At 43.1% G+C, this 26,973-nt stretch carries 26 protein-coding genes and 1 tRNA gene; 13 read left to right on the top strand and 14 right to left on the bottom strand.

The features are described 5' to 3' along the window. The first annotated feature begins 92 nt into the window (after positions 1–92). Together C3B73_RS12935 and C3B73_RS12930 are read left to right on the top strand one after the other, a co-directional pair. Entirely contained in the window at positions 93–1,142 is a 1,050-nt protein-coding gene (locus tag C3B73_RS12935; RefSeq protein WP_103666026.1) for a glycosyltransferase family 2 protein, read from the top strand. Between the two features lie 12 nt (positions 1,143–1,154). Then, on the top strand, positions 1,155–1,964 hold the full coding sequence (locus C3B73_RS12930; RefSeq protein WP_103666025.1) for a glycosyltransferase family 2 protein: 810 nt from the start codon (positions 1,155–1,157) through the stop codon (positions 1,962–1,964). Between the two features lie 6 nt (positions 1,965–1,970). On the opposite strand, the gene C3B73_RS12925 is transcribed toward C3B73_RS12930, so the two are convergent. Genes C3B73_RS12925 through C3B73_RS12900 form a run of 6 tightly spaced genes read right to left on the bottom strand, consistent with a single transcriptional unit; the run spans position 1,971 to position 9,462 of the window. Next, on the bottom strand, positions 1,971–3,155 hold the full coding sequence (locus tag C3B73_RS12925) for a glycosyltransferase (protein WP_103666024.1): 1,185 nt from the start codon (positions 3,153–3,155) through the stop codon (positions 1,971–1,973). Further along, positions 3,152–4,453 (bottom strand): lipopolysaccharide biosynthesis protein, encoded by a 1,302-nt coding sequence (locus C3B73_RS12920; RefSeq protein ID WP_103666023.1) that lies wholly within the window; start codon positions 4,451–4,453, stop codon positions 3,152–3,154. Before C3B73_RS12920 ends, C3B73_RS12925 begins: the two co-directional genes overlap by 4 nt. Positions 4,454–4,455: 2 nt before the next feature. Then, positions 4,456–5,700: an O-antigen polymerase gene (locus tag C3B73_RS12915; RefSeq protein WP_103666022.1), complete on the bottom strand. Its 1,245-nt coding sequence runs from the start codon at positions 5,698–5,700 to the stop codon at positions 4,456–4,458. 1 nt (position 5,701) lies between these two features. Next, the gene (locus C3B73_RS12910) at positions 5,702–6,826 is read right to left on the bottom strand and encodes a Wzz/FepE/Etk N-terminal domain-containing protein (protein WP_103666021.1); all 1,125 of its coding nucleotides are present in this window, start codon (positions 6,824–6,826) and stop codon (positions 5,702–5,704) included. A gap of 15 nt (positions 6,827–6,841) precedes the next feature. Next, positions 6,842–8,545, bottom strand: coding sequence for a polysaccharide biosynthesis/export family protein (locus C3B73_RS12905; protein ID WP_103666020.1), 1,704 nt, complete (start codon positions 8,543–8,545; stop codon positions 6,842–6,844). A gap of 2 nt (positions 8,546–8,547) precedes the next feature. Continuing rightward, positions 8,548–9,462: a DMT family transporter gene (locus tag C3B73_RS12900; RefSeq protein ID WP_103666019.1), complete on the bottom strand. Its 915-nt coding sequence runs from the start codon at positions 9,460–9,462 to the stop codon at positions 8,548–8,550. Positions 9,463–9,665: 203 nt separating this feature from the next. Here C3B73_RS12900 and C3B73_RS12895 point away from each other — a divergent pair, with 203 nt between their 5' ends. Together C3B73_RS12895 and C3B73_RS12890 are read left to right on the top strand one after the other, a co-directional pair. Further along, positions 9,666–10,073, top strand: a complete 408-nt coding sequence (locus tag C3B73_RS12895) for a DUF4293 domain-containing protein (protein WP_232803212.1) — start codon at positions 9,666–9,668, stop codon at positions 10,071–10,073. Between the two features lie 8 nt (positions 10,074–10,081). Next, positions 10,082–11,008, top strand: coding sequence for a DMT family transporter (locus C3B73_RS12890; protein WP_232803210.1), 927 nt, complete (start codon positions 10,082–10,084; stop codon positions 11,006–11,008). Positions 11,009–11,040: 32 nt separating this feature from the next. On the opposite strand, the gene C3B73_RS12885 is transcribed toward C3B73_RS12890, so the two are convergent. The 3 genes from C3B73_RS12885 to C3B73_RS12875 are packed head-to-tail and all read right to left on the bottom strand — an operon-like array spanning position 11,041 to position 12,878. Then, positions 11,041–11,526, bottom strand: a complete 486-nt coding sequence (locus C3B73_RS12885) for a hypothetical protein (RefSeq protein WP_103666017.1) — start codon at positions 11,524–11,526, stop codon at positions 11,041–11,043. Further along, the gene (locus C3B73_RS12880) at positions 11,501–12,661 is read right to left on the bottom strand and encodes a 6-bladed beta-propeller (protein ID WP_232803208.1); all 1,161 of its coding nucleotides are present in this window, start codon (positions 12,659–12,661) and stop codon (positions 11,501–11,503) included. The genes C3B73_RS12885 and C3B73_RS12880 overlap by 26 nt, the downstream gene beginning before the upstream one ends. Further along, on the bottom strand, positions 12,651–12,878 hold the full coding sequence (locus tag C3B73_RS12875) for a hypothetical protein (protein ID WP_103666015.1): 228 nt from the start codon (positions 12,876–12,878) through the stop codon (positions 12,651–12,653). The genes C3B73_RS12880 and C3B73_RS12875 overlap by 11 nt, the downstream gene beginning before the upstream one ends. Before the next feature lie 382 nt (positions 12,879–13,260). On the opposite strand from C3B73_RS12875, the gene C3B73_RS12870 reads away from it, so the two are divergent. The 3 genes from C3B73_RS12870 (at position 13,261) to C3B73_RS12860 (ending at position 16,229) form a co-directional block, all read left to right on the top strand. Continuing rightward, the gene (locus C3B73_RS12870; RefSeq protein WP_103666014.1) at positions 13,261–13,554 is read left to right on the top strand and encodes a transposase; all 294 of its coding nucleotides are present in this window, start codon (positions 13,261–13,263) and stop codon (positions 13,552–13,554) included. Next, positions 13,544–14,383, top strand: a complete 840-nt coding sequence (locus tag C3B73_RS12865) for an IS3 family transposase (protein WP_103666013.1) — start codon at positions 13,544–13,546, stop codon at positions 14,381–14,383. Before C3B73_RS12870 ends, C3B73_RS12865 begins: the two co-directional genes overlap by 11 nt. Positions 14,384–14,723: 340 nt before the next feature. After that, positions 14,724–16,229: an MltF family protein gene (locus tag C3B73_RS12860; protein WP_408609861.1), complete on the top strand. Its 1,506-nt coding sequence runs from the start codon at positions 14,724–14,726 to the stop codon at positions 16,227–16,229. Here C3B73_RS12860 and C3B73_RS12855 read toward each other — a convergent pair. The 4 genes from C3B73_RS12855 to C3B73_RS12840 all read right to left on the bottom strand — a co-directional run bounded on the left by C3B73_RS12855 (position 16,222) and on the right by C3B73_RS12840 (position 19,457). Next, a complete protein-coding gene (locus C3B73_RS12855; protein WP_103666011.1) occupies positions 16,222–17,949 on the bottom strand; it encodes a PP2C family protein-serine/threonine phosphatase in 1,728 nt (575 codons plus the stop codon). The genes C3B73_RS12860 and C3B73_RS12855 overlap by 8 nt on opposite strands. Positions 17,950–17,955: 6 nt before the next feature. Continuing rightward, a complete protein-coding gene (locus C3B73_RS12850) occupies positions 17,956–18,378 on the bottom strand; it encodes an ATP-binding protein (RefSeq protein ID WP_103666010.1) in 423 nt (140 codons plus the stop codon). 13 nt (positions 18,379–18,391) lie between these two features. Next, positions 18,392–18,739: an STAS domain-containing protein gene (locus tag C3B73_RS12845; RefSeq protein WP_103666009.1), complete on the bottom strand. Its 348-nt coding sequence runs from the start codon at positions 18,737–18,739 to the stop codon at positions 18,392–18,394. Between the two features lie 220 nt (positions 18,740–18,959). Continuing rightward, entirely contained in the window at positions 18,960–19,457 is a 498-nt protein-coding gene (locus C3B73_RS12840) for an SPOR domain-containing protein (protein ID WP_103666008.1), read from the bottom strand. 174 nt (positions 19,458–19,631) lie between these two features. On the opposite strand from C3B73_RS12840, the gene C3B73_RS12835 reads away from it, so the two are divergent. From C3B73_RS12835 to C3B73_RS12825, 3 genes are all read left to right on the top strand, one after another. Further along, a complete protein-coding gene (locus C3B73_RS12835) occupies positions 19,632–20,678 on the top strand; it encodes an ABC transporter ATP-binding protein (RefSeq protein WP_103666007.1) in 1,047 nt (348 codons plus the stop codon). Between the two features lie 22 nt (positions 20,679–20,700). Then, positions 20,701–20,985 carry a hypothetical protein gene (locus C3B73_RS12830; protein ID WP_103666006.1) on the top strand — a complete coding sequence of 95 codons (285 nt, stop codon included), beginning with the start codon at positions 20,701–20,703 and terminating at the stop codon, positions 20,983–20,985. A gap of 115 nt (positions 20,986–21,100) precedes the next feature. After that, positions 21,101–23,551 carry a DUF5686 and carboxypeptidase-like regulatory domain-containing protein gene (locus tag C3B73_RS12825; protein WP_103666005.1) on the top strand — a complete coding sequence of 817 codons (2,451 nt, stop codon included), beginning with the start codon at positions 21,101–21,103 and terminating at the stop codon, positions 23,549–23,551. A gap of 97 nt (positions 23,552–23,648) precedes the next feature. Here C3B73_RS12825 and C3B73_RS12820 read toward each other — a convergent pair whose 3' ends face one another. Next, positions 23,649–24,605 (bottom strand): OmpA family protein, encoded by a 957-nt coding sequence (locus C3B73_RS12820; protein ID WP_232803207.1) that lies wholly within the window; start codon positions 24,603–24,605, stop codon positions 23,649–23,651. A gap of 202 nt (positions 24,606–24,807) precedes the next feature. Here C3B73_RS12820 and C3B73_RS12815 point away from each other — a divergent pair. From C3B73_RS12815 to C3B73_RS12805, 3 genes are all read left to right on the top strand, one after another. Next, positions 24,808–24,881, top strand: a tRNA-Ala gene (locus C3B73_RS12815). A 141-nt stretch (positions 24,882–25,022) separates the two neighbouring features. After that, entirely contained in the window at positions 25,023–26,204 is a 1,182-nt protein-coding gene (locus C3B73_RS12810) for a hypothetical protein (RefSeq protein ID WP_103666004.1), read from the top strand. A 20-nt stretch (positions 26,205–26,224) separates the two neighbouring features. Next, positions 26,225–26,956, top strand: a complete 732-nt coding sequence (locus C3B73_RS12805; protein WP_103666199.1) for a FecR family protein — start codon at positions 26,225–26,227, stop codon at positions 26,954–26,956. Positions 26,957–26,973: the final 17 nt, after the last annotated feature.

Here is a 26,973-nt window from a genome sequence, read left to right as displayed (position 1 = left end):
ATCCTTGACAGAAAATTCAAAAGTTATTGGGATTTTGATATTATAAGTGGGTTCTATTTTAACGAAAGTATTAATCAGGAAGGTCATCAAGTATCGAGAATAAGCCAACAGTTACGATCGGAATTCCTGTTCTGAATGAGGAACAACATATTCAAAGGGTTGTAAGGGGATTTCTTGCTTCGGATTATCCGGATCTGATCGAGGTCCTGATCGCTGATGGCGGAAGTACGGATAACACACGTGAGCTTGTCAGGCAATTATCTGAAGAGGATGACCGTGTAAAACTGATCGATAATCCGGATAGGTATCAGTCGCATGGGCTTAATAAAATGATCGAAGCGGCGGAAGGTGAGGTGTTTTTAAGAGCGGATGGCCACTGCCTCTATCGTGATGATTATGTTGAAAAAAGTGTGAGCACACTCCTCAGGACCCAAAGCAAAAATGTGGGGGGCTCTCAAAGATATGTAGCGGAAACTCCCGTTCAGGCCGGTATATCCATAGCCGTTAAAAGCCTGTTGGGTAGTGGTGGCGCCAAATATATGGACGAAAATTATGAGGGTTACGCCGATACGGTTTTTCTCGGCTGTTTCTGGACCAGGGACCTGAAAGAAGTTGAAGGGTTTAACACCGAAAACATAACCAATCAGGATTCGGAGCTAAATCTTCGCCTATATGAATATTTTGGTAAGAGTATCTATGTAAGCCCTGAGATAAAAAGCTGGTACTACCCCCGAAATTCCTATTCAGGTTTATTCAGGCAATATTTCAGATATGGCCGCGGGAGGTTTCTCACCAAATCACTGCATCCCAAAAGCTCACCGGTCCGGGGTCTTCTGCCGTTTCTCTTCATATGCTTTTTGATGATCTATGGGGTCCTGGATCTGCTCACAGGATCAACCTTATACTTTCCAACCTTTGCGCTCTTACTGGGTCTTTTCTTTATTGGAGAGTCATTCCGGGTGGTGATCAATACCAATCAAAAATTTAAACAAGAGATATGGCGATCTGATGATAAAGCCCCGGGTTTATTTTCAAGATGGATCCATGTGGTTGTTAGTTTGGTGGTCATGCAGATAGCTCACTTTAGCGGGTTTAGTTTTCAGATGATTAAAAGGCTGTTAGCGGGTAAAACAGGTTGGTAAAACCAAATTGACATGGATCCAAAACCTTTAGTTTCTGTCGTTATTCCTACCTATAACAGAGTGGATCTGCTTACAAGAGCGGTTGATTCTGTGCAAAATCAGACCTATCCCAATATTGAGATCATTGTGGTAGATGATGGCTCGCAAAAGGATCCTTCGGATGTTTTAAATGGCTATAAGAACCTGCACTTTTTCAGGAATCCTAAAAATCTGGGAGCCAGTTATTCAAGAAACCTGGGTTTAAGTAAGGCAAAAGGTGTCTTCATAAACTTTTTGGATGATGACGATATTCTGTTTCCGGAAAAGATCGAAAAGCAGGTTAAAGTATTTTTGGCAGCCAGTGATCCTTCTTTAGGCATCGTAACCTGTCATTCAAAAGATGAACGCTCTGGCCGTCCAACCATTAAATATAACCGTGTGAAAGGGAACCTCTACAGGGCCTTATTGGATAGGTATATCGTGTCAGGTACAGAAACGCTACTCATGAAAACCGCTGCCGTAAAGGGTGTCGGAGGCTTCGATGAGCAATTGCAGTCAAGTCAGGAGTATGACCTGTTGATCCGTTTGTGCAAAGATCATACCATCGATTTTGTGGATGAGGTCCTAACCAGGGAGTTCAGGTCGGTCGATCAGATCAGTACAAATTTCGATAAAAAGATACAGGGTGCCAGGCATTTATATTCCAAACATGATCATCGATTTAGGGAATTTGGATGGGGTTTTTGGCTGAAAAAGAAGGTCAAGCTTCAAATACTGATACTTAGATTTTATGTAGGTAAGATCTTTGGGGAAAACGTATATCGGAAGTTGCTAAGAGAATAGAACAGACTACTTTGAGAGAAGTCGCTCATAAAGACCGGTGTATTCTGTGGTATAACGCTTCTTACCAAAATTTTCCTCGATGTAGGCGTGTTGGCCTTCAGCATCAAAGGAATTGATCTCCTGTATCTGTGCAATTGCTTTTGCCAGCTGTTTTGGTTTGTCAGGTTGTATGAGGATTCCTCGGTTCTCTTTCAGGATCTGCTCGGGGCCGCCACTCTTGGTAGAAATGACCGGTAGTCCACAAGCCATGGCTTCGATCAGTGCAATACCAAAGGGTTCATTTCGGCTGGGGAGTATGAAACCATCCATCGCCTGCATCCATTTTTTTATTTCTTCCCGGGGTTTTGGGCCATGGATAACTACATTTTTTAATCCTGACGTCTCAATTTTTTTCCGGACCCGGGCTTGAAAGTCAGGCTCTTCATCTACTCGTCCGATCAAGTGGAGAGTGGGGAGATCTGGCTTTTTCATTAGAGTTAAGGCCTCCATCAAGGTATCAATCCCTTTTTTATGCCTGAAATTTGCCACACACAGCAGTTGAAAAGATGAAGGGTTATTGCTCAGTTCTACTCTGAGACGTTCTCTTATTTCCTGTTTTACCGGTTTGAATATCCGGGTATCTACAAAGTTATGAATACAATGAACTTTATCTTTCAGGTCTGGGTACTCGTTGACGATATCTTGCTTTAATCCGGGTCCCACAGATACAATGGCATCAGCCTGTTCAAGGTTTGATTTCAGTATGTTCTTCAAGACGGGCTTATTATAGGTATGGTAGAAATCAACCCCATGAACTGTAAGAATCACTGGGCATCTGAACTCTTTTTTCAGCTCAGAGATGATCATGCCGGATGGGTATAAAAAATGAACATGGATCAAGTCTATGGGTTGACCGCTGAGGGATTTGACAACGTTCTTTGATAATGACCGGCTGATAAAAGCAGGAAATCTTTTTTTAGGTAATGACAAATATAAGCATCGATCGCCCTGTACATTATCAGGTAGAATTAGAGGCGAATGATTTTTTATGAATCTGTACGTAAAGGGGAATGATATTGGCGTAGGAATGCATACCCTAACATCGAAGTGGTCTGAAAGTGTACTGGCATGATCACTGATGAATGTGGCATCATAAGGTGCTTCAATGGTTGGAAAAGAATGGGAAACAATATGCAGGCTTTTTTGGCTCATGAAGATGGATCATTTGCTGAAATAGCAGTTTCGTATATACCGACAGCCTTAAGTAAATATAAGTTATAGGTGATCAAACTTAATATATGCCCAATTACCATGAGAATGATTCCCAAAAGAAAATCCTGATGGTACCAGCCTATCAGGAGGCCTCCGGCTCGCGTTATCAGGTTCAGGAAAGAAAACACGGGCATGATCTTTTGTTTTTCAAGAACGATAAGTGCTTTGCCTGTAGGGGCACTGATAAAATCGATGGCTAAGAGTGGAGCCATGATCATAGCTATGGAACCGGCAGTCTGCCATTGTCCACCAAATACAAAGGCAAATAAAGGCTCACTCCAAAGCAGTAAAATACCCGTGGGAATAATGGTAATGAGAAAAAGGACTCCCCATGTTTTAACTAAAAAATTTTGGATGGAAACCCCATTGTTATATCGGTCAGAAAGTTGTTTATAAAAAACCTGACCAACCGAGTTGCCTATAAAAGCTGATGGCACACTTAATACACGATAGGCCAGTGCATAAAAACCCAACATTTCCTGATCAAAAAGGGCCCCTATTATGAAAACCGGGATCTCAATAGCTCCATAGCTTAGTACATTGGATGGAAGCAGGAACTTGGTTGTACCAAAGTACTTTTTGGTAACAGGCTTCAGGTTTTGCTTGTAAAATGCTTTCTCAAGGCGTACGCTGGTCTTCCTGAAAAAGAGAAATACAGTTGAAATGATCCGGCCCGCAATGTGACCAATGATCAGTCCGCCATTTAACATTCCTGCTATCCCGAGACCCGTTTGGGTGCCTCCCGTGACTGAGCTCTGCAAGACCTTTGATTTAGAGGCTGTCCCGTACTGCTCAAACCTGATAACGAAATGAGTTATAATATTTAAGGCAGAATTGAAAAATACTCCCAGTGGAATGAGCCAAATAAAGAGAGAGCTTAAGTCTGATGGCAAGCCGGAAAACCTGTAGGCGACATAAATAAAAAGGTATAAGAATAGATTAAAAAGAAGGTTAAGGAGAAAGCTGAATTTAAAAAGTAAAGAAGCATCCCTGTCCTTTTGGGGCAAAACAAAGGTGTATTCAAAACACCCGGTACTTACGATAGATAAGATGATGACAATAGAGTGAAACAACTGTAATTCCCCAAAAGCTTCAGCGGGGAAGATCCTCGTAAGTACAGGACTTAATGCTATGGTGATCAGATGAGCTAAAGATGTGCCGCTTACTAAATTTACCACCTGCCTGACATAGAGGCTGTTTTTTAGTTTACTTCCAAAATGGGAAACCCTATTAGGCATTTTCAATGCTTTACTTTGAGCTTATTTGCAAAAACATACTGAATAACGGCGATGATCAAAATACGATAAACAGCTGTGGTTATTGAATGGAAGTAGAACGAATAAAAAGACATCAGGGCCGCAAATATAAAGGTGATGGCAACACCTGACCTGATGAAAGAAAAAGAATTAAATGCAGCGTGATTGGCGACCTTGCAAAGAGCCCCGAATGTGAAGCTGAAAAACAGAACCCCGGATATTCCAAGATCCTCAAAGAACGACTTTACAAATGTGTAGGTGTTGATACTTATAGACGGTGTGACCGATGTAAATGGTTCATGAACCGCTTTTAAATTACTTTCATCCCATAAATCCAGTTGTATCAGCCATCGGAAAATACTTCTGAAACTTGATTGCCCATAAACCAGTGTAAAATCCTGCGCTAAAAAATTATCAAGGGCCGTAATGCCACCGGTAAGGTATAGGTAGGATGATTTTAACGCATACTCCTTTACAGCATTCTCGGTTCCCTGGGTGGTACGGAACTCCAGAAGGATAAAGGTAAAGAGTCCAAGAAAGATGACAAAAACGGCAGAGTAGATACAGATCTCGATCAGCCGCTTTTTTCTTAAACGGGGTTTCAAATAATAGGTGGCAATGATGTAGGCAAAAATAAAAAAGAAGAGGCTGTTTACCAGTGTATATCGGCCAATTGTGACGGTGGATGCAAAGATGAATGCAGGAATGATCAATATTCCCAGGTACCGAAACTTGTGATTAAGAGAAAATAGTACGCCACCAAAAACAGTGCCGGCAAAACCGGTATTGATCAGGTAATTACCAACTTTAAATGAAAGCGGTGGTGGGGTTAGCGGATTATTTTGATATCCAGTAAACAAATTCCTGACCCTGATGGGTGTATTATAATAGGCTTCCGCTCCGCCCAATTCAATTGCAACAGTATAAATTATAAGCAGGGCCCCCAGAAATGTAGTAAGTGTCAGGCCGGTTACAAGCCAGGCCATAGTGCCGGGGTTTAAACTAATGGATAGATCCTGTTCAGCAGGTTTCAGGCCTTGAACATCATACATCGTGAATAAAATATACCCTGATGCAAAAGCAAGGATGCCAAACAAGATCAAATGCACGGTAGGAGCCGAAGCAGGATAAATGTTATAAAGCTTCAGGTTATAAAAGAAGAAGACCAATCCCCAAATACCTAAAAAAACATACAGCGGCAGATATTTGTAGAGTGACCGGGAGATCATGCTAGATCAGTTGTTTGAAAGATTCAGAATGATCCCGGTAAAAAGCCTTTGCCCGAATAAATATCAGTGATAACAGAACGGTAAAGAACATCACGATGAAAAGTATCCTGGTTCGCTGAGGTTTATACTTTTTTTCAGGGATGGATGGAGGGTCAACGAGGTAAAGGTTGGAGCTTATCTTTTGTTCATCCAAAAGAGCCTGCTCGTATTGAAGTCGTAAAAATTCTGAGACCTTTTCACCGATCAGGATATCTCTTTTCAGCCTTAAAAAATCGGCACCTTGTTTGGGAAGAGAATCGATGGCAACAAGGACCTCGCTATTATTTCTTTGAAGGTCTGTGATCTTGGCGCTTATAGCAGAAATTCTGTTTTCTATTTCCTGAACACGCCCCGTGTTTTCAAAAACCTCTTCTACATAATTTTTTTCGATCTCGAGGCTGATCTTTTGTTTTTCAAGTTCTGCAATGCCCTCAATAGCAGCTTCTGTTTGAATGCCTAGATCCAGGATGCCGGTCTTACTTTGGAAACGGGTCAGGGAATCTTCATCTGCCCTAAGTTTGGAACTTACCTCATCATAATAATTTTCAACGTATTGCCTGAAATTTGAAGCCTCCGCACGGTCTACCTCAAGGGCAATTTGGTCCAGTTGGCCGTATATGAATTGAACGATACTGGCTGCCATTTCCGGATCTTCTTTATACAAATAAGAGATAGTGAAAGTTTTATCCTCATTGTCAGTCACATTCATATTCTCGAAAATGGCTTCGTATGTGTCTTCTACATATTGGGTTTCGTACACTTCATTCAGTTTGAACTCTTCGATCAGCCTGTCGTACATTTTATTTGTTCGGGCGTATCCCATATAAGTCGCTACATTATTTTCACCAAAGCTGCCAAGACCAAAGGCACTGAATTGGTTCATCATGTTGGAGATAGCCGATTGGTTCTCATCCAATATGACTACGGTTGCTTCACTTTTGTACCATTTAGGAAGTAGTAAAAGTATGATCACAGTCAAGATTCCGATGGTTATATATATTCCCATCAGTGTTTTCCAATTTGCGATCACGAGCCTGAGAAAATACATCAGGCTGCTTTGTGACGAAGTTTCATCTGTTTCACTCATTTTGATCTGCTTACCCTAATTATTCTTAATAGCCACATAGGTGGTTATGATCCCGGTAATGGTTGTGATGCCGGTCATGATCAGCTGAATTCTGGAATTTTTTACCTGATCGCGCTGTGTTTCATAAGTGCGCTGGGCATTCAGTTCATCATAAGGGATGCGATCCACAAAGATGCGGTCTCCGGTTGCAAGTTCGGTTTCTTCAGGCCGGTACCAGGTGTTACTTCCTGCTTTAATGATAAATATCCGCTCTTTGTTGGCGGCTAAAGCAAACCCACCGGCTTGGTTTATATAATCATAGGTATCTGATGATGCCCCTTCTGCGGGATAGTATCCCGGATTGTTGACCTGCCCAAAAACGAAGATCGTATTTTCATCCCGGGGGACAAATATCCGGTCTCCATCAAATAGCTTCACACTTTTGAGTTGAGTCGTATCACTCAGGTTAATGAATACTTTTCCCCGGCTAACCTGACTTTCCAGCTCCAGATATTCCGTTTCCTGCTGGATCTGATCTGAAGTTCGCCCAATGATGGTTGGATTTAATTTATTTGGGGCTTCATTTTCAATGCTCCCGGCTCTTTTAAGGTAGGCTGCAGAAGGAAGAGCCTCATTGGTCAGGCCTTCAGAATATTGCAACAGATCATAAGCCGTGGACTGCCCCTGTCGGATCGGATACATACCGGGCATACGTACCTCTCCATGAATTCGGGCCGAGGCAGCCACCTGCTTGTTTTGATCTTCGGGAATCACAACCCGGTCATTGGGTTCAAGGTTAAAGTCTTGCCAATCGGATGAGGCTATTTCCATTTTATTTACGGCATCACCCTGCAGCCGATAGATAAAAGCTTTGGATGCATCGGCTTCGGAAGTGAGCCCGCCGGCAATTTCTACTAAGAGGTGCGGCGTGTCGCCATCCGAATATTCGATTTCCTGGGGTTTCAGGACAGCCCCTGAAATACTCACTTTTGGAGACCGGGGTGAAAGGGTTCTTAGTTTGATTTGATCCCCCAGTTGAATACGAGGGTTCCTGGAAGTGTGCCCGGCTTTTAAAAATGCGATCAGGTCGGCCTTGCTTTCACTTCCGTCAGCGTGCAAAATGGTGATGTTGCGGAAGGAATAATTGTTGTTTCTGAGGATCTGTGAGGCATTCAGGCTGTCTTTATCATAGCTGCCGTTCAAGGAAAGAAGGATGGCATCAAAGATTCTAGAAAATGCAGGAAGGGTATGTTTACCGGGACTGGTAACATCACCCGAAACATAAAATGATATGTGTTTGGCTCTTTCCAGGGTCAGGTTCACCTCAGATGATCTAAAAACCTGGTCCGATTTTTTTTGAATTTCCTGTTTAGCCTGATCGATCGTAAGTCCTCCAACCTGAATGGTTCCTAAAACCGGGGTCACAATATCACCCTGAGAATTGACAGGTATCGCTCTTAACACAAGGTCGTTGTTGGCAATAATTTCAATGGAAAGAACATCATTGGGGCCGAGTACATAAGAAGAAGGGTCGATGATACCATCGGCTGCAAGCACTTCAGAACCGATCCTTAGGCCCATCGGGTCCTGATAATAGTAAGTATTGAAGATCTGATTGAATTGAACTCCGGGCTGTTCGCTGTCAGAATTTTGATCTGATTGTTGAGCCATCAGAGGTGAGGCAGAGTAAGCCACCGCAAACCCAATGATTAAAAATAAAATACGTTGTAAGCGACTCATGTTTATGAATTGTATGAGAGTTTAGCCTGCTCTGTTCTTGTCTTTTTACGAGCCAGAATGATACCCGCTATTACAGAACCTGCCCCAATATATTGAAGAACCGTAAGTTCTTCACCTAACAGCACAAGTCCAAATATCAAACCAAGAACCGGAACCAGGTTTTGATAAGCCGCAGTACGGACAGCTCCAATTTTTTTGACTCCGTTATTCCAAATAATGTATGCAATTCCAATGGACAAAGCACCGCTGTAAAGGATGCCACCAAATCCTACCCAGGAAATGCCACTCCAGTTCAGTTTGATGAGAAACGGTAAGCCAATGAGTGTTAAACTGATCAAACCCACTACCGACATAAAAGCAGAATATTGAAGAGGGCTGTAAACTCTAAGGTATTGTCGGGAGAGAATGGTATAAACGCCCCAACAAATGGCAGCCGCCAGAGTTATTATATTTCCCCAAAAGGTTTCAGATTCAAAAGAGATCTTGTCCTGACCACCGATCATGATAAGGGCTACGCCAATGAAGGCGAATAAAACACCCAATGTCTTGAAAAGCGTGAGTTTCTCATCAGTGAAAAACTGAGAGAGAAGAGCCACCCATATGGGGATGGTACCAAGCATCACCGCGGCGTTTGCAGCGTATGTATAGTTGATGCCAATGATAAAGAACAGCTGATAAAACAGATTTCCGATGATACCGATCCCAACCAGTTTCCAGAAGTGTTTTTTCCGGACTTTGAGGGAATGCCCTTTTTTTCGTGCAAAGTACCACAGCAAGCCGGTGGCAAATATGAATCTCAGCACATTAAAGCTGTAAGGATCAATTTCGCTCAGCGAGACCTTAACAATACTAAAGTTCAGTGCCCAGATGATAGCTACAAAAATAAGGCTGAGGTCAATTAAATAGGGGCGGCTCAAAACAGGATGAATGATATTTTAATTTCGAAAGGGGAAAAGGTACGGGTAAAAGCACATTTAAACCGAAATAAAACGTTCTGTAAAACGAATATAGGTCTGTAACAAAGCATAAATGACAGACTAAAGAGATGAGCTGCGACAAAGCTTTTTTAATCCCTAAAACTTTTATCTTTAGCACAAATATTAAAACAAAATTTTATCAAGTGATTCAGCGAATTCAAACTGTATTTTTGGCCTTAGCATCCATTCTGAACCTCGTGGTTTATTTTACACCTATTTATGATAAAGCCATGAGCGACCCTCAGCTTTGGATCGGATATGGCCTTGCGATCTCACTCGTGTTACCGATGGTGCTCAATGTGTTTGCCATCTTTCTGTATAATAACAGAACCAATCAGATCTCATGGATCAAAAAGTCGGCTCTTCTGCAGGTAGTGGCATTAGGTTTCGGTGTGGGAGTTCTGCTTTCTCTTGGAGGATTTGGAACCTATATGTGGGATGAAGGACTTGGTTCAGGCCTGATCTTTCTATCACTGATCTTTCAGATTCTGGCTATGCGGTATATTCGAAAGGATGAAGAGCTTGTCCGTTCAATGGATAGAATTCGATAGGGGTATTTTTGGATCAACCGTTCTCAAAATTAAAGGTCTATTCATTTCTGGTTATTGGGTTGACCACCTTTGGGATCGCTCCGGTTTTGGTAAAATTTGCCACGGAGTATTCCGCCTTGTTGTTGGTGACCATCCGGACCATCGGTGCTTTTCTGATGCTGGTACCGGTATATGTATACCAAAAAAGAAGCAAGAAATACGACCTTAAAGCTGCGGGGAATGAAAACCGACTAATGGCTATGGCCGGTATTGCGCTGGGGCTTCACTTCACGCTGTGGACGAGTTCACTTTATTTCACATCAGTGGCTTCAGCCTCCGTATTGGTGACTATACACCCCATCATGTTGATAGTGGCAGAGCGCGTGTTGTACAAGATGAATTTTGCCCCCACGGTTTGGGTAGGCGTATTTGTGGCCTTTGGAGGGTCGGTTTTACTTGGGATATCTGATTACAATGCTGAAACGACTTTTTCAAATCCTGTACTGGGTAATGCCATGGCATTTTCCGGTGCAGCAATTTTTGCCGTTTACTTTCTGATAGGAAGGAAGATCAGGCAAAACCGATCCTGGCTGGGATATGTATTTCCTGTTTATGGATATGCCGCTGCAACCTGCCTTGTCATTTTATTGGTAGTAGAGGGAGTACCGACTGAACTCGATGCTACCGTTTTATGGATAGGGCTGGCACTGGCATTTGGTCCACAGCTTCTGGGGCATGGTTCATTGAATTATGCCGTGAAATTTGTGTCCCCTACATTACTGTCTACCCTGATCCTCACCGAACCGATCTTCGCAACGATCCTCGCCTTCTTTATTTTAGCCGAATTGCCGGCTGTTTTATCAGTAGTGGCCATCATAATTACACTGATCGGGGTGACCCTTACCTGGAAGAAAAAACCTAAACTTAAATTTGAAAACCCAATTCACAATCAATAACATTTATACAGATTGATAGGTATGTAAATTATTCAAGAGCCATGAATAAATATTAACGGGTCATTACTTACGCCTATTGGGGACAAATTTTTCACTTTTCCTTCATTATCGAAATAAACTTTCATTGGTGTGTTTGGTAAAAGGTCTGTTTTAATTAAGGAATAGGCTGAATCCCTATAGACGTGCAATCCAATATCTTCATACTCCAGTAGAACTTGTATGGTAGTAAAATACTTTTCTAATATTACCATTTGTACCTTTATCGAATCACTATTCTCATTGAAGGTATCCCAGCTTTTTATTTCATCTATTGAAGGGGAGCACTCGCTACTTGTTAATACAAGTAGGACGGTATTATTTAAAGTAACCTTCTCTTTATCAGATATTTCATATATGTATTGCTCCCATTCATTACCTGTTTTTTCATAATATGGAGCGTACTTATCCTTAACACATCCCGAGAAGAATATCAGCCAAAATACAATAATTGATCTACTCAGTATTTGTACTAATTTCATAAATGCCTATAGTAAATTGATCGGGATTAAAATTTTCAACGGCGTATATTTTTCCCTTTTGCGCGGCAAGTGGTGTAATACCTTCTAATTTTATCTCTTTAATGAATTCATTGGTTTCACGGTCATAGAAAACCAATACGTTTCCTTTTGCGGTATAATCACTGGTCTCAAACCACTCCTTGGTCAAAATTTGCATGTGTTGTATGAAGTATTCATCTGTTAAAAAAATATGGGCGAATACGCTTGTATCTTCCACTAATAACATAATTTTAGAAAGGGATGTCTGAGGGGTTACTTCTTGTGAGGGCTTATTAAAACTTTCAGTAATTTTACCGCCATAAAGAATCCTTTCAAAATGTTCCATGTCATATATCTGAAAGTAAGGTGAGGATTGTAAGTTTGTGTAGGCGACATTATTCTCTTCATCCAGAGCCAATAGTGAAACGAAGGTTTCCCTATGGTCTTGTTTTGAGAAGGGATCAAACTTGCCAAATGCCGTATCCGTAGAACCATCATCATTTATGAGAGCAAGTAGCCTTGATTTGTAAGGTTCAAATCTTGATTCAAGGTCTATAATTGTACCGGCAAGTTGCCCCTTATACCACCTAAGATAATGCGGCACTAAGCTGAAGTCAGCATTTTCAAGAATATTATTTGAGCTTATCAGTCTGCCATCAAGAGTAAAAATTTTAATCATGCGTTGACTTCCATCAAATATAGCCACTTCATTGTTTTTGTTAATGTCGAAACTACTTACAGTTAATATTTCATCAGGCCCCCTGCCCCTTTTTCCTATTACAGAATGAAATGATCCATCACTGTTAAAAACAAATACCTGATTTCGGATGCGTTCATTAAAAAGCCAGTAACTTCCATTCTGGCTGATTCTCATATGCTCATAAAATTTTCCGAAAAGCTGCGCACCCTGTTCTAGCAATACAGTATCAATTTGAATCAATTCTATTGATTTTGTTTCACTGTCAGTGTGTGGTGTTCGGGAGCATTGAAGAGCAAAAATTGCAATTAAAAGAACTATAAATGTGCGAAACATAAATCCATAATTTTTAAAAAATCTCGAACCATATCGACAATGGCCCGAGATTTTAGCTTTTTTGGTTTTAAAATCAACCTTCACCTGGATCAGGATTTACTTCACCACATAAACAATTGGTTGCAACAACTGTGTGGCAATCTTTGTCAATTGGACTAAAGGCACAATTTGGTGGGTCAATATCTGCTTGAAGGCTGGCTGTATTAACCATTGAAAAACCAAAAGTCAAAATGAAACTACTTACTAAAAGCAGTAATTTTTTCTTAAATGTTATCATAAATGTTATCATAAATGTTATCATAATAGTTCTCTCGTTTATTTAGTTTTGTGACAATGAGAATTGTTAAGTAATTGTATACTTGTACTTAAACACAATCCATTGCTTTGTACTTTAATATAATATATATAGGTATATATCAACCTTTAATCGTAGGGAGTGGATTAATATGAACCTGACTCTATATTTATCACTTTACAACTTATATAAAATAATATCTATACCGAACCGATTTTTGCAACTACTCTAGCCTTCTTTATTTTAGCCGAATTGCCGGCTGTTTTATCCGTTGTAGCCATCATAATTACACTGATCGGGGTGACCCTTACCTGGAGAAAAAAACCAAAGATCTGTAGTGGTCTAGAAAAATAGGACAGCAAAACAATAAAATGTTAATTTGCTGACTATGAAACGAAAAAGAAGAAACTTTACCAACAGTTTTAAGACCAAAGTCGTCCTTGAGGCGCTCAAAGAACGTGAGACGATCCAACAATTGGCGGTCAAACACGAGATACATCCTAATCAAATCACCACCTGGAAGAAGCAGTTTTTGGATCATGCCGATGCTGCCTTTGTTCAAGATGGTAATCAGGATGAACTCCAGAAAACCGGTGAGCAGCTTGATGAACTTTACAAGCAGATTGGTCAGATGAAGGTGGAGACCGATTGGTTAAAAAAAAGTTGTTGTGATGCCGGTTAAACAACGTCGAAAACTCATTGATGCTCATGACGAGCAGCTTAGTCTGAGCGCCCAGTGTCGCTTGTTGAATTTGCATCGCTCGGTTTATTACTTCAAACCCAAGGGCATCAGTGCAGTGGATCTGAATCTGATGCGTGTGATGGATCGCATGTATATCGAAGATCCAACACGGGGATCACGGCGGTTCCGCAGGGACTTAGCCTTACAGGGACTGTGTATTAGCCGCGAAAAGGTCAGACGCCTGATGAAGATTATGTGCCTAAAGACTATTTACCCTCGTCCCAGAACCACTATTTGTGATCCTGCGGCCTACAAGTATCCGTATCTGTTGCGGGGGTTGAATATTACGCGGGTCAATCAGGTTTGGCAGCTCGACATCAGTTATATACCTATGCAACGCGGATTCATGTATTTGGTAGCCATTATCGATGTGTACAGCCGGTACATTGTGGGCTGGTCGGTGAGTAACACGATGGAGGCCGGATGGGTTGTTGATTGCCTGAAAACAGCCGTGAGGCGTTATGGAACCCCAAAGATCATTAATTCTGATCAGGGCCGGCAGTTTACCGGGCATGAATACACCAGCTATGTAAAGTCACTGGAAACCGTTCAAATATCGATGGACGGAAAAGGCAGAGCAACCGACAATGCCTATATTGAACGCTTCTTTCGCAGCATCAAATATGAGAAGTTATATCTGTATGAACCCAAAGATGGAAAAGAACTCTTTGATATGTGTAGCACCTATATTAGTTTTTACAATAATTGCAGAGGACACTCTTCCATAGGGGATGTTCCTCCAACACGGGTTTATAAAACGGCTGCTTAATGATTAAGATCAAACTAAAAAAACCAAAAACGCTGTCCTAAGAACCTAGACCACCTCAATCCAAAGGGCTTCAACCCAATGATTATTCAATTCTAAAGTTTGTTAATTGCCGTTAGCTCGTCTTTTTATCCGGTAGTGGATCAAGGTAAAGTCATACAATTCAAGGGAATAGGTTTTGTCGTGAACCTTTTTGAAACTTGTTTCGTTAACAACTTCGTATATATTAGACCTCGCTAAGATTCGAGGATTTTCAAAATATTACCTGTATAATGCAGAATAGCATAAAAAATATGCTTTCAAACATGGTTGAGAGAATTAAGATTAAAACCAACGTATGATTTTGAATAAAGATCACATTACGGGAGTTCAAAAATATATTCTGCTCAGTGGAGTTGGGATCGCTTTACTTGCCGGTTGCAGTAATGAGTCTGTTCCTGAAACTTCTGCAGAGCAATCATTGCCTGTTACGGTGAATGAGCCCATTCAAAAAGATCTTGCTGAAATAAAGCAAAACGGGGTTTTGAGAATGATCACCAGCTACAGCTCAAATTCATATTTCTTGTATAATGGAATTCAGGTTGGGTTCGAATATGAGTTACTCAGAGAATTTACCAAAGAGAATGACCTGGCTTTAGAAGTAGTGATCGTTGGGCCGGATGAGAGTCCCTACGATCTGTTAAATAGTGGTGAGGGCGATATTATTGCTGCCAACTATACCATTACTCCGGAGAGAAAACAGCTTGTGAAATTTACCCGCCCTTATAATCTGGTCGATCAGTTGGTGGTGGTATCTGATGATCTCGGGTTTTACCCTGAAAGTATAAGTGAGCTTGAGGGATTAACGATCAGTGTGAGGCGGAACAGCTCTTACTATGTGCGGTTGCAGGAATTAAAGGAAGAAGGTTTTCCGATCAGTATCAATGTGATTCCGGATGATATGGATACAGAATCGGTGTTGTTTCAGGTAGCAAATGGCACGTATGAGGCAACGGTAGCCGATAATAATATGTATGATGCGGCATCCAAGTATATGAATGGATTGGTGAAGGGTCCCCTTATTGCTGAAGGTGATTCCATAGCATGGGCTATTCGTCAAAATGCACCGGACTTAGAGCATCAGCTCAACCGCTTTTTATATAAGCATTTCAGATTCAATGAGGACGGTATCCCCAAGAGATCAGCTTTTCTGAATATTCTGCGGAAAAAATATTTTGAATCCGGTAATCAGATCGCTGATTATTTTAGTCCGACTTATCAGCAGGGTGGTCAGGCCGGGACTATTTCTCCTTACGATGAAATGATCCGTCAGGTCGCAGGTGAGTTTGAATTGGATTGGGTGATGATGACAGCCATTGCGGCCCAGGAATCCCGGTTTAATCCATCTTCAGTAAGTTGGGCCGGTGCGGTTGGTATCATGCAGGTTCTGCCACGCTATTCTGAGATCTCCCCGGATTCTCTGTATATACCGGAAGTCAATATTCGTGAAGGCGCCAAGATCTTGTCAGAACATTTGAAGCATTATTCTTACATGGATTCAACCAATCAGTGGTCGTTTGCCCTGGCTACCTACAACGCCGGCATGGGGCATGTTGCGGATGCCCGTAGGCTTACCATCGATCATAATAAGGATCCCAACGAATGGGAGAATGTCTCTGAGTCGTTGCTAAAGCTTATGCAGAGAAAGTATTATCAGAATGCACGCTACGGTTTTACGAGGGGGATAGAGACCGTCAGATATGTGAATGAGATCATGAACAGATATAATACCTATCAGACGATCCTGGCGTACAATGAAACCAAGCGGACCGGCAACACCGGTGTATTTGGCCTTCAGACGCTTAACTGACTTTGATCACCAGCATTGTGATATCGTCGTATTGCGTATCATTTGAATAGTCTTTGATATCCTCGATCACGGCATCCATGATCTCCTGAGAACTTTTGGTCAGATTGTTCTTAATGCAGGTTTCAAGGCGTTCCTCACCATACTCTTCGTTTTTATCCGGGTTCATGGATTCAGTCACACCATCCGTATAGAGAACCAGCACGTCGTTTTTCTTCAATTCAATAGTGTCGGATTCGTAAGGCATGATGGATTCCATCGCTCCCAAAATGACTCCTCCTTTATCCAGTTCAACCGGTTCCTTTTCTCCTTCTCTGAATAACAGGGGATTGTTGTGGCCGGCATTTACATACTCAAAGTAGGTGCCGCAATTGGAGATCTTGCCCCAGAAAAAAGTGATGAATTTATCGGCCGGGGTATTGTGATGGATGATGTTATTGATGCTGTCAGTGGCTGCAGACAGGGTGATGTCGATCGGTGCCAGGGCATGTAACATGGATTGAAGGTTGGCCATCAATAAAGAAGCCGGAACGCCTTTACCGGTTACATCAGCGATGGCAAGAATATATCCGCCATCCGGGGTTTCCACCACATCAAAATAATCACCCCCAACCTGCCGGGATGAAATATTGGTCGCTTTCAGGTCAAAGCCGGATATCTCAGGCACCGGAGAGGGGAACAGGCCTTCCTGAATAGTTCGGGCTAATTCCAGTTCTTCTTCCATCCGCTTGTTCTCAATCCGTTCTTCAAGAAGCATGGTTTTTTGAATGGCAAGCAATGCAAGGTTTCCAAGCGATTGCAGGAAATTTACCTCCTCACTTCCATATTCCTCTTTGTTTGCGGGAGCCCCTACGCCAACCACTCCGATCTTTTCATTCTGGAAGCGCAGGGCAATGACCAATCGGATATTATTTTTATCCAGAAACGGACAATCGTGTTCCTCATTACAGTAGAACACATCGTCGAGTTCGTATAATTTTTTAAGCTCCTCCTGAGAGGGTTTTTCCTTTAGTCCGCTGCTTGAGATCAGGGACCTCTCATCATCGATATCAAGGGCAAAGAAGAAGGTGCGGATCAGCATTTGCCCAAGCATGGCAAATTTAAAAGTTCGGGCAATTTCATCCTGATCTACCATCAGGTTAAAATCCTTGCTTAGTTCGAGCAGGGTATGCAGGTCATGGACCTTTCGATCCAGCTTTCTGTTAATGAGTCGCAACTCCTGAAACATCCTTGAGTTTGCAATGGCCACAGAAGAAATTATAGCCAGGCTTTCGATGAATTCAAGTTCGGAATGGGCAAGGGGTTGCTTGTTACCTTTGGCTCCCAGGCAAAGAAAGCCCAGATGATGGTTGGTGGTTCTGAGGTTAAAAAGTATTGCCTCTTCAGATAGTCCCAATTCCTCAACCAGTTCAGGATGATCGGTTCCCTGAATAACAGATTTTTTTAGGATCGATTCATCAACAGGCAATGTGATCAGGTCCTCTTCACCCAGGGAATTTTGCCCTTTGATCTTGCTTACTCTGTAGCTGTTTTCAGATCCGTTTTGGATCAGAATGATCCCACGGGTGACGAGCAGCTTCCCCATGGTGATCAGCAGCAGGTTATTCAGTACAAAATCAGGATCCTGAGACTCAACCAGCATTTTGCTGGTTTCAAGAAGAGTGCGCAAAGCAAAGCGGCTTTGTCGTTCTTCGTTATCCAATGATCTTAAGTCAGTTTCCACGAGGCGTCAAAGGTTTTTGACCATTCGTATTTCGTTGCTTTTACCCTTACGGTTGTATTGTACCTGATCCATTACTTTCCGGATAAGATACACGCCCATACCCCCTCTTTTCTTTTCCTTGATCCGTCTCATGAGATCCGGCTCACTGTAAGAATCCGGGTCAAAGCTTTTGCCGTTATCGATCAGGGTGATCCAAAGCTGATCATCATCTGAGCCGATCTCGATACTCACTTTTTCAGTGGCATTGTTGTCGTAGGCGTGTTTGATGATATTCGTATAGGCTTCATCAACGGCGAGGCGGATCTCTGAAATGATCTTCTGATTCAGCCCAATATTCTTAGCGTGGTCAGCAACAAAATCACGTACCTCTGCCAGGTGCTCTGTAGAAGCTTCAACAGATAGGGTATGTATTTGTCGGGTTCCTGCCACGTCTGCTTATATATTAGTCATTAAAGCTATGCAGTGCTTCTTGTTCACTATCAAGGATATCATAAAGTGTTGGAAAACCGAGCAGATCAAATACATTGTATACACGATCATTCATGTCGGTGAGTTTGATGTCGCCGCCCAAACTTCGCACATCTTCGATATAAGCCATGAAAACTCCCAGGCCGGCGCTGGCTATATAATCCAGGCCGGAACAATTTACCACAATGGAGTAGTTTTCGTTATCAATGAGAGATTTAAGTGCATTTTCTAACTGTGAAGCCGTATGTGCATCCAACTCACCACTGATATCCAGTATACTGACGTTCTGATTTTGCCGTGTAGCGATACTGAAATTTTTCATTTCGCTTAAATTGAAGTTTTTAGATCATGTTGAGAGTGCATAATAACGTAAACCACAGAATTAGAAAAGTTTTTGCCTGATGGATTACGAAAAGGATGAAAAAAAGATACAAAAAAATAGCCCCGCACATTTATCTAATGTGCGGGGCTGACTATTCATCAAGAGAGACGCTACTTGAGCGCGTCTTTAATTAAGCAATTGCTTGGGAGAGAAGCAACTACTAATTAGATTGCCTTTCTATCTTTGAAACCCAGTATCCGGTATTCAGCTCTTTTCCGAGTTCAGCACCAAAAGATTCGGCATCTGCTTCATTCGCAAAAAAGCCAACACGGAGTCTGAACCAGATATCTCCGGTTTCCTCTTCTCCAACTTTTACGGTGTAAACGCTCGGATAATCCCGTTCTCTGAGTTTGTCTCTGTAACTGTTAGCCTGAGTTTCTGAGCGGAACGCACCTACCTGAACCGCGTATTCTCCATCTTCTGCAAAATTACCGCTCATTTCCTGTTCTTCTTCTTCCATAGCCTGTTGCTCAGCTACGCGTGCAAGGCTATCCTCACGTGCCTGCATAAGCTGTTCAATGCGTTGTTGTTCAACCTGACGGAGTGAATCAAGTCGAGCCTGTTCAGCGGCACGCCTTTCCTCTTCACTTGGTCCGCAACCCTGAATACTGATCAAAGCAAAAGCGAACACGAATGTGTAGATGCCTAATTTTTTCATAAGTAAGTGTATTAATTTATAATTGATATACGTGGTAAACCCTCAATATTTTAAACTTACATCATACCAATCTGTTTCACAAATATTCACGCATCAAAATTTTCAGAAGTATTGGAATAGTCCTTATCTTATGTAGACTGAATCTAAATCTAAGTTTTTTGGTTCAGTACATATATGGAAAAACCTCTTCTACACATTACCGGACTTACGAAAGCATTTGACCAAAGCGGGCCTGTTGTAAATAATGTTGGCTTTGATGTTGGTAAAAATGAGATCTTTGCGCTGCTTGGCCCAAGCGGGTGTGGAAAAACTACAACACTTCGCCTCATAGCCGGGTTTGAACAATGTGACGACGGTGAAATTTCTATTGAGGGAGAATTGGTGGAAAGTCCCTCTGTGCACCTTTCCCCGCAAAAAAGAGAGATAGGTTTTGTGTTTCAGGATTATGCCCTATTTCCGCACATGAACGCTCTTGAAAATGTGGCATTTGGATTGAGGGAAGTAGAAAAGAAAAAGCGCCCTGTTCTGGCAGAGGAAGTGTTGTGCCGAACCGGTATGGAAAAATATAAGCACCGAATGCCTGATGAGCTTTCAGGTGGACAGCAGCAGCGGGTAGCTTTGGCTCGTGCCATTGCCCCAAAACCTCGACTGGTATTAATGGATGAACCTTTCTCCGGTTTGGACGCCATGCTTCGGGATACCACACGGAAAGAAGTGAGGGGGATCCTCAAGAAGTCAGGTATGAGTGCCATATTGGTTACGCACGATCAGGAGGAAGCTCTTTCTTTTGCTGACCGGATCGCGGTGATGAACAACGGTCAGATCGAACAGATCGGTACGCCTGAAGAAGTTTACTACCACCCCAAAACTCAGTTTGTGGCCCAATTTTTAGGACGTACTAATCTATTCCGGGCTCATGCCGATGGAAGCGATAACGTGGAGACCAGACTTGGGCCGGTGAAGATCAATAAGGAAGCTGAAGGATTGATCCTGTGTTCCATTCGCCCCGAGCATCTCACCATCGAACGTTGTCAGGCCAATGGCACGGAAAGCGGCATTATAGTTGGCCGCGAGTTCAGGGGACACGATATTACCTATCATGTGTTGTTCAAGGGTGATAAATACATTGTTCACACCGATAACCGGCTTTTGTTTGATGTAGATGATCACGTGGTTGTGAAACCTTTAGAGGCCGCAGTAGTACTAGAACAAAAGGCTTAACAGAAATAACGAGGATAAGAAGATGTCATTTTTTGGATTTTTATTACTGTTATTGATCGCTGCCATTTGTGGCGGGATCGGTCAAAGTATAAGCGGATACAGTTTCGGTGGGTGTTTGATCTCAGCCGGAGTTGGATTTATAGGAGCCATCATCGGTAAATGGATCGCCGGTGAGTTGGGTCTTCCGGAACTTTGGTCAATAGAGATTGATGGACAACCCTTTCCCGTAGTTTGGTCTATTATCGGTGCATCCTTATTTACAGCAATTCTTGGGGCGGTTCTAAGGGGTAAAGAGAAGGTGGCTTAAGTCCTTCCACCCTCGTGCTGAAAGGTAGTAAGGTATCTCTTAACTCAAAGCTGAATTCAGTCCACTTTTTGCTGAAGGTTTACAGGCATATTCATCCGACCAAAAAACTGTAGATATGAAGATCAAGGCTCTAATTATCACCATTTCCACTATCCTCTTTGGTTTAAGCTCGCTGAATGCCCAACACCGGATCGAAGGCCGCATTGCCGATGCCGAGACCGGAGAGCCCCTGCCGGCGGCTCATATCGTGATCAAGGATACCTATAAGGGAACTATCTCAAATCAGGACGGGGAATTCAGCCTGATCGTAAGCGAGCTTCCGGTGACCCTTATCGCGCGGTTCATTGGGTTTGAAAGTCAGGAGGTTGTTGTAACCAATGCAGACAAGCCGGTCGATTTTCTGCTCCACCCATCCATCGCTGATATGGGGGAGATCACCGTCAGCGGTGAAGATCCGGCCATCGCCATCATGCGGGAAGTGATCGAGCGAAAGAAGATCTGGCGGGCGGATCTCAGGACCTATCAGGCAGAGGCCTATACGCGGCAGCAATTAAAAAATGACACCTCCATCATTTCCATTTCAGAAAGTGTATCGATCGCGTACTGGGATAAGGAAAAGGGTTCGAGGGAGATATTGAAATCGAAGCGGCAGACGGCCAATATGGATGAGGCCTCGAATTTTGCGGGGGTCAGCTACTTGCCGAACTTCTACGACGACAACCTGGATATTGCCGGATTCAATGTGGTGGGGGTTACCCATCCGGATGCTCTTTCCTATTACGATTTCACCCTGGAAGACATGCAGTCCATAGATGGGCAGGTGGTGTACGAGATATCGGTGGGTTCAAGGCGACAATTCCAGCCTTTGTTTGAGGGAACCATCTTTGTATTGGGTGAAGAGTATGCCCTTCTGGAAGTGGATCTTAAACCAAATGCCGTGGTGGTCTTTCCGCCGCCTGTGCAGGATTTTGACCTGTCCTATTCGCAGCAATTCAGCAACTTTGGAGGCGAATTCTGGCTGCCGGTGGATGTCAGAATTGACGGACTGGTGGAAATAGGGGTGGTAGGACTCAGGTTTCCGCCCGTCGGTTTCAGGCAGGTGGCCAAACTGAACGACTATAAGGTCAATATCGAATTGCCCGACACCCTGTTCCAGAAAAATGAAATGCTAAGCGTTGATTCCGCTTCGGTGGCAATGGAAGACTCCATATTCTTCCGTCAGGTGGATGTGATCCCATTGGATGAGCAGGAAGAAGTGGCTTATAAATCCATTGACAGCACTGCCACGCTTGAGAAAGCATTACGGCCCACCGGTTTCTTCACGCGGTTCATTGACTGGGAAGAAGAATCGGGTTCAGACGGAACGACCGTTTCGGCAAGTACGGGTGGAGGCGGACAAAGCGGTGGCTCACAGAGTTCCGTTCTGTCGAAACTGACCAGAAATATCACTCCACAAGCCCACTTCAATCGCGTGGAGGCCCTGTATGCCGGCTTGAAACATGAACGCCGGTATATTGACAACAGGCTACGATCCACCGTTTTTGGAGGCTACAGTACCGGTTATGGTTCCGGCGAAGAGGCCTTCTCTTTTGGGGTAAAAATGAGTTTGTGGCCGCTGAAGAACACGCGACGTTTTGCCTTGGTCAGTGAATATAAAGTGTTCAATGACACCCAGTATAATTCAGATATGTTCACCCCTACACTAACTTCATTTACTCCTTTGTTCGGTTATCCGGATTATTTTGATTACTACCGAAATGAAAGTTTTTCTTTTGGTGGAGCTTATTTGATGAGAACTATTCCGGGTGCGATCAGGCTTACCTACAATTATGAAACCCATGAAAGTATCGATTACAGTACCAATTATGACCTGATCGGAAGAAATAATATTCAGCGCCCAAACAGTTATGTGGATGAAGGTAACTTAGGTGCTTTGACTCTGACCTGGAATGAGGGAAATGATAAAAAAGCCTTCGGTGCCGTAGGGGCAGAAGATTTTGAGTTGAGCGTAGAGCATTCAGCCTCGTACCTGTCAAGCAGCTGGGACTACACAAAATTCAAGATAGACCTTTACAGAAGTATTGAAACATTCTACCAGCGCCGATTCTTCCCAAACACCCTGGAGATGAGGTTGAATGCCGGTACCTACATCGGTGACCTGCCGGTTCAGAAAAATGAGGTTCTGGATGTGGCACAGGGGGTATTCACTCCTTTCGGAGCTTTTAAGACCAAACGATATGTGCCTTACGAAGGGGCGAGTTATGTAGCTTTAAATGCAGAGCACAATTTCAAGAGTGTACCCCTCGAAATGCTTGGATGGAGAAATGCTCCGCAAACGGGTTTAAGTGTCATAGCTTTTGGTGGAATTGGTAAGACCTGGGTCAGGGATCGTCAGGTTGATGAGTTTCAAAACAGATACGGTTTTTCCCCATCGTTTACAGAAGATCTGCACATGGAAGCGGGTATCTCACTCAGTAACATCTTCTCTCTGTTCAGGGCCGACCTGGCGTATCGGATCGATCAACCCGGATTCTTCCTGGGCATAAGCGTGGCGAGATTCTTCTGATAAAGGAACGCTGAATTGTAGGCATAAAAAAAAGCCTGCAGTCATAAACTGCAGGCTTTAAAATGTGTACTAAGTTGTAGTCTTAAACTACCTGACCTTAGTTATTTCTTTCGTACTTAAGTGTACTAATTGGGTGAGACTCAGCACGTCGGTTTCTTTCACAGCCCGGAGTGTTGGCATCTTTTTCAGATTCAGCACACTCAACAGGAGCTTTACCTAATCCGCGAGACTCGATTCTGCTTTCAGAGATTCCGTTAGCTTTGTAGTAATCTACAACAGCGTTTGCACGGCGCAGACTCAAACGTAAGTTATACTGATCGCCACCAACATGGTCAGTGTAAGCGTCAATACGCACACGGAATGCAGGAGCATCTTTCAGTACTTCTACGTTTTCCATCAGGATAGCTTCAGCATCGCTGCGGATGTTTGAGCGGTCGAAGTCAAAGTTAATTGTTTCAAGAGCATCAGTATCAAGGTAAACCGGATCGGAACCGTCAGTTGGGTTGGTACCCATGTCAAGTTCTTGCTGATCAGTGAAACCGTCTCCGTCAGAATCCGCGTTGTTTGGATTCGTATCGTGAGTCATGATCTCGTCATAGTCACTGATACCATCGTTGTCTGAGTCAGAGTTATTAGGATCGGTGTTGTGCTCGTTTACTTCGTCACCGTCAGAAAGACCGTCGTTGTCTGAATCAGAGTTGTTAGGATCGGTGTTGTAAGAGTTTACTTCATCACCGTCAGAAAGGCCGTCGCCATCAGTATCAGCACTTAATGGATCGGTTTCGTGAGTGTTTACTTCGTCACCGTCAGTTAGGCCGTCACCGTCAGTGTCTGCACTCAGTGGATCGGTTTCGTACTCATACAGTTCCAGGTAGTCGTTAAGACCATCAGAATCAGTATCTAAAGTTCTCAGCGTTTCTTCATCTAATGAACGCAGATACTCAAGCGTACGCTCAGATGGTGCGAGTAGTTCGTCGGTTCCGGAACAGCTGGACATGAAGACCACTGCAACGGCGACAAACGAAATGTGTAGGATAGATTTTAAATTTGTCATCTTCTTGGATTACGGTTTAAATTAACTTTTGAATGTTTGATGCTAAAATAGCGGTTTACTAATGAATTAAAAAGAGTTTTTTATGTACTTACAGCCTTGAATGTAAGCTGAATTATAATACTGTGACACTTTAATTTACAATAAATAAATTCATAGTGTTATTTGTTGACAAAATATCTATTTTATCCGCCCTTAATGTAACGGGGCTATAGCTCAGTTGGCTAGAGCGCTTCGCTGGCAGCGAAGAGGTCCGGGGTTCGAATCCCCGTAGCTCCACAAAGCCTTTCTCTGAATTGGGAAAGGCTTTTTTTATGCTCAATGCTTTATATTTGCCGTTCATTAGGAAATGGGTCTTAAACTTGTTTGTGAATGTCTATTACTTTAAAATGTGGTCGCAAAACAATTACGGGAGTCAAAATGAATACGAGATGGTGTAACAGTTACGTCTCATTGGTATTACTGACCTTACTGGCTATTGTTCCCATTAAAACAATTTCCGCGCAGAATATTTCGGTTCAGCTTGAAACCACCCCACTTCTTGAAAACACTCAGCTTGTTGGCTTAACGGATCTGGGTGTGAAAAACGAAGGCAGTGGTCCCGTATTGATAACAGGATTCATTGAAAACCTGGATCCGGAGCCTGTCAATAATTTGTACATGGAGATCAAGATCAGTGGGGCAAGATCAGGTTCACTCGTCAATTTGAGATCGTTGGCAGACCTGCCTATTTCACTTGAACCGTATCAGTCGGTTTATGTCACCAACAACGATATTGCGAAAAAACGCATTCCGGGCATTGATCAGAGCATAGACTTTTCAGGCGGGTTAACGCCTGAGGGTGACGATCTTTTGACCCAGTTAGCCGGTTCCACAATACTCCCAAGAGATGAATACTCAGTGGAAGTGATCATATTCAGAGTGACCAATGCTTTTGGTCGGGAAGACCTTGCCAGTGATGTCGTGACCTTTGGTGGATCAGCGGCCCGGGTTTTTGAGGAAAGTGAGATCTACCTGAAGGCCCCGGGTGAACAAGTGGGTTCTCGCTCAGAGATCACCAACCCCTTTCCGCAATTTAGCTGGGAAGGTGAAAATGATATCAGCTACAGATTGATCGTGGTGGAACAGAACCGGCAGGATAGTCCGGCATCGCTCATAGAAAGTGCGTTGAGTACCCTGCCTATTAATGATGACGGTTCATTGCTTGAATATGAAAACCTGGATGTGTTGGTCACTGAAAGTACCTATCAATATCCATCCTCAGGGGCTCAGCCTCTGGAACAGGGGAAAACATATTACTGGCAGGTTCAAACTTCATTGCAAAGAAGCGGAGATGTGGAACGGGTGTCTTCAGAGATCTGGTCTTTTACCCTTGGAGGAAATACTGAGAACGTGAATGCTCCGCCGATCACTTCGGAAGTGCAGGATGCCCTGATCGCTTTGATCGGCGAGGATGCTTACCGCCGGCTTCAGTCAGAAGGATTTGAGCTGACCGGATTAGAGTATGACGGTCAGGAATTCACAGGTCCGGCTGCAACGGTTAAACTCGAAGAATTACTGCAGTTGATCAGGGATAAGAAACTCATCTTAGGTGCAAATTGATCGGGGGAAGTAGGATATACATGAAATTTTTTCGCACAATTATACCGCTCTTTCTTTTGTTGGCCATGGTTTCCATGGAAGCGGAAGCTTTACAGGTTGAGCGCGAGATCGGGATCGTCAGGCGGTTCAAACCGGATGTAACCGTTACCAATCTGGATAAGGATAAGTTGAAAACACTTGATCCGGCAGAAGACATTGGTGAACGACTTTTTTCAGGCGACAGCCTTTTAACGGATTCAGAAGGCTTTGCCCTCGTTTATTTCATGGATAAAAGTATTGCCAAGGTGAAACCCAATTCCCTGTTGATCATAAACGGAGATGTCGAACTTTCCAGTAAAGTGAGCAACACCATGATCAACCTGCAGCGCGGGGAACTGTTTTTGCAGGTTCAGCCACAGGGGGCGAATGAGTTTGAAGTGTACACCTCACGATCTCTGGCTTCTGTAAAAGGGACCGATTTTGGATCCAGATCAGACGGTTTTGTATGGGTGGAAGAAGGTCAGGTGGATGTCACGGCTTTGAACTCCGGAGAAACGATATCATTATTCGATGAGATGTATGCTCAGGTGGATGAAGAGGGGAATTCCATTGATTCCGGGATGCTGGAACAGGCCGAGCTTAGGACCCTAAACACCGGCTTTGACGAAATGGATACCGACCTGATACAGAAAGAGATCATTCTGAAATTCAGAGATCAGAATGGTCAACTTCGGGAAATCAAGATCGATGTGTTCGAAGAGGGGCAAAACTAAATGAGGCACTCATGATC

This window comes from Gracilimonas amylolytica (assembly GCF_002911695.1).
In the GTDB taxonomy this organism is placed as follows: domain Bacteria; phylum Bacteroidota; class Rhodothermia; order Balneolales; family Balneolaceae; genus Gracilimonas; species Gracilimonas amylolytica.
Note: the sequence above shows the minus strand (reverse complement) of the source record. Positions and strands in the feature narration are given on the sequence as shown.

What these genes read in the sequence shown, in the direction of transcription:
- C3B73_RS12845 (WP_103666009.1), bottom strand. Translation starts at nt 18,739, where the DNA reads ATGAAAAATTTCAGTATCGCTACACGGCAAAATCAGAACGTCAGTATA.
- C3B73_RS12885 (WP_103666017.1), bottom strand. Translation starts at nt 11,526, where the DNA reads ATGAAATTAGTACAAATACTGAGTAGATCAATTATTGTATTTTGGCTG.
- C3B73_RS12865 (WP_103666013.1), top strand. Translation starts at nt 13,544, where the DNA reads ATGCCGGTTAAACAACGTCGAAAACTCATTGATGCTCATGACGAGCAG.
- C3B73_RS12870 (WP_103666014.1), top strand. Translation starts at nt 13,261, where the DNA reads ATGAAACGAAAAAGAAGAAACTTTACCAACAGTTTTAAGACCAAAGTC.
- C3B73_RS12920 (WP_103666023.1), bottom strand. Translation starts at nt 4,453, where the DNA reads ATGCCTAATAGGGTTTCCCATTTTGGAAGTAAACTAAAAAACAGCCTC.
- C3B73_RS12830 (WP_103666006.1), top strand. Translation starts at nt 20,701, where the DNA reads ATGTCATTTTTTGGATTTTTATTACTGTTATTGATCGCTGCCATTTGT.
- C3B73_RS12840 (WP_103666008.1), bottom strand. Translation starts at nt 19,457, where the DNA reads ATGAAAAAATTAGGCATCTACACATTCGTGTTCGCTTTTGCTTTGATC.
- C3B73_RS12805 (WP_103666199.1), top strand. Translation starts at nt 26,225, where the DNA reads ATGAAATTTTTTCGCACAATTATACCGCTCTTTCTTTTGTTGGCCATG.
- C3B73_RS12925 (WP_103666024.1), bottom strand. Translation starts at nt 3,155, where the DNA reads ATGAGCCAAAAAAGCCTGCATATTGTTTCCCATTCTTTTCCAACCATT.
- C3B73_RS12910 (WP_103666021.1), bottom strand. Translation starts at nt 6,826, where the DNA reads ATGAGTGAAACAGATGAAACTTCGTCACAAAGCAGCCTGATGTATTTT.
- C3B73_RS12810 (WP_103666004.1), top strand. Translation starts at nt 25,023, where the DNA reads ATGAATACGAGATGGTGTAACAGTTACGTCTCATTGGTATTACTGACC.
- C3B73_RS12875 (WP_103666015.1), bottom strand. Translation starts at nt 12,878, where the DNA reads ATGATAACATTTATGATAACATTTATGATAACATTTAAGAAAAAATTA.
- C3B73_RS12835 (WP_103666007.1), top strand. Translation starts at nt 19,632, where the DNA reads ATGGAAAAACCTCTTCTACACATTACCGGACTTACGAAAGCATTTGAC.
- C3B73_RS12905 (WP_103666020.1), bottom strand. Translation starts at nt 8,545, where the DNA reads ATGAGTCGCTTACAACGTATTTTATTTTTAATCATTGGGTTTGCGGTG.
- C3B73_RS12915 (WP_103666022.1), bottom strand. Translation starts at nt 5,700, where the DNA reads ATGATCTCCCGGTCACTCTACAAATATCTGCCGCTGTATGTTTTTTTA.
- C3B73_RS12820 (WP_232803207.1), bottom strand. Translation starts at nt 24,605, where the DNA reads ATGACAAATTTAAAATCTATCCTACACATTTCGTTTGTCGCCGTTGCA.
- C3B73_RS12825 (WP_103666005.1), top strand. Translation starts at nt 21,101, where the DNA reads ATGAAGATCAAGGCTCTAATTATCACCATTTCCACTATCCTCTTTGGT.
- C3B73_RS12930 (WP_103666025.1), top strand. Translation starts at nt 1,155, where the DNA reads ATGGATCCAAAACCTTTAGTTTCTGTCGTTATTCCTACCTATAACAGA.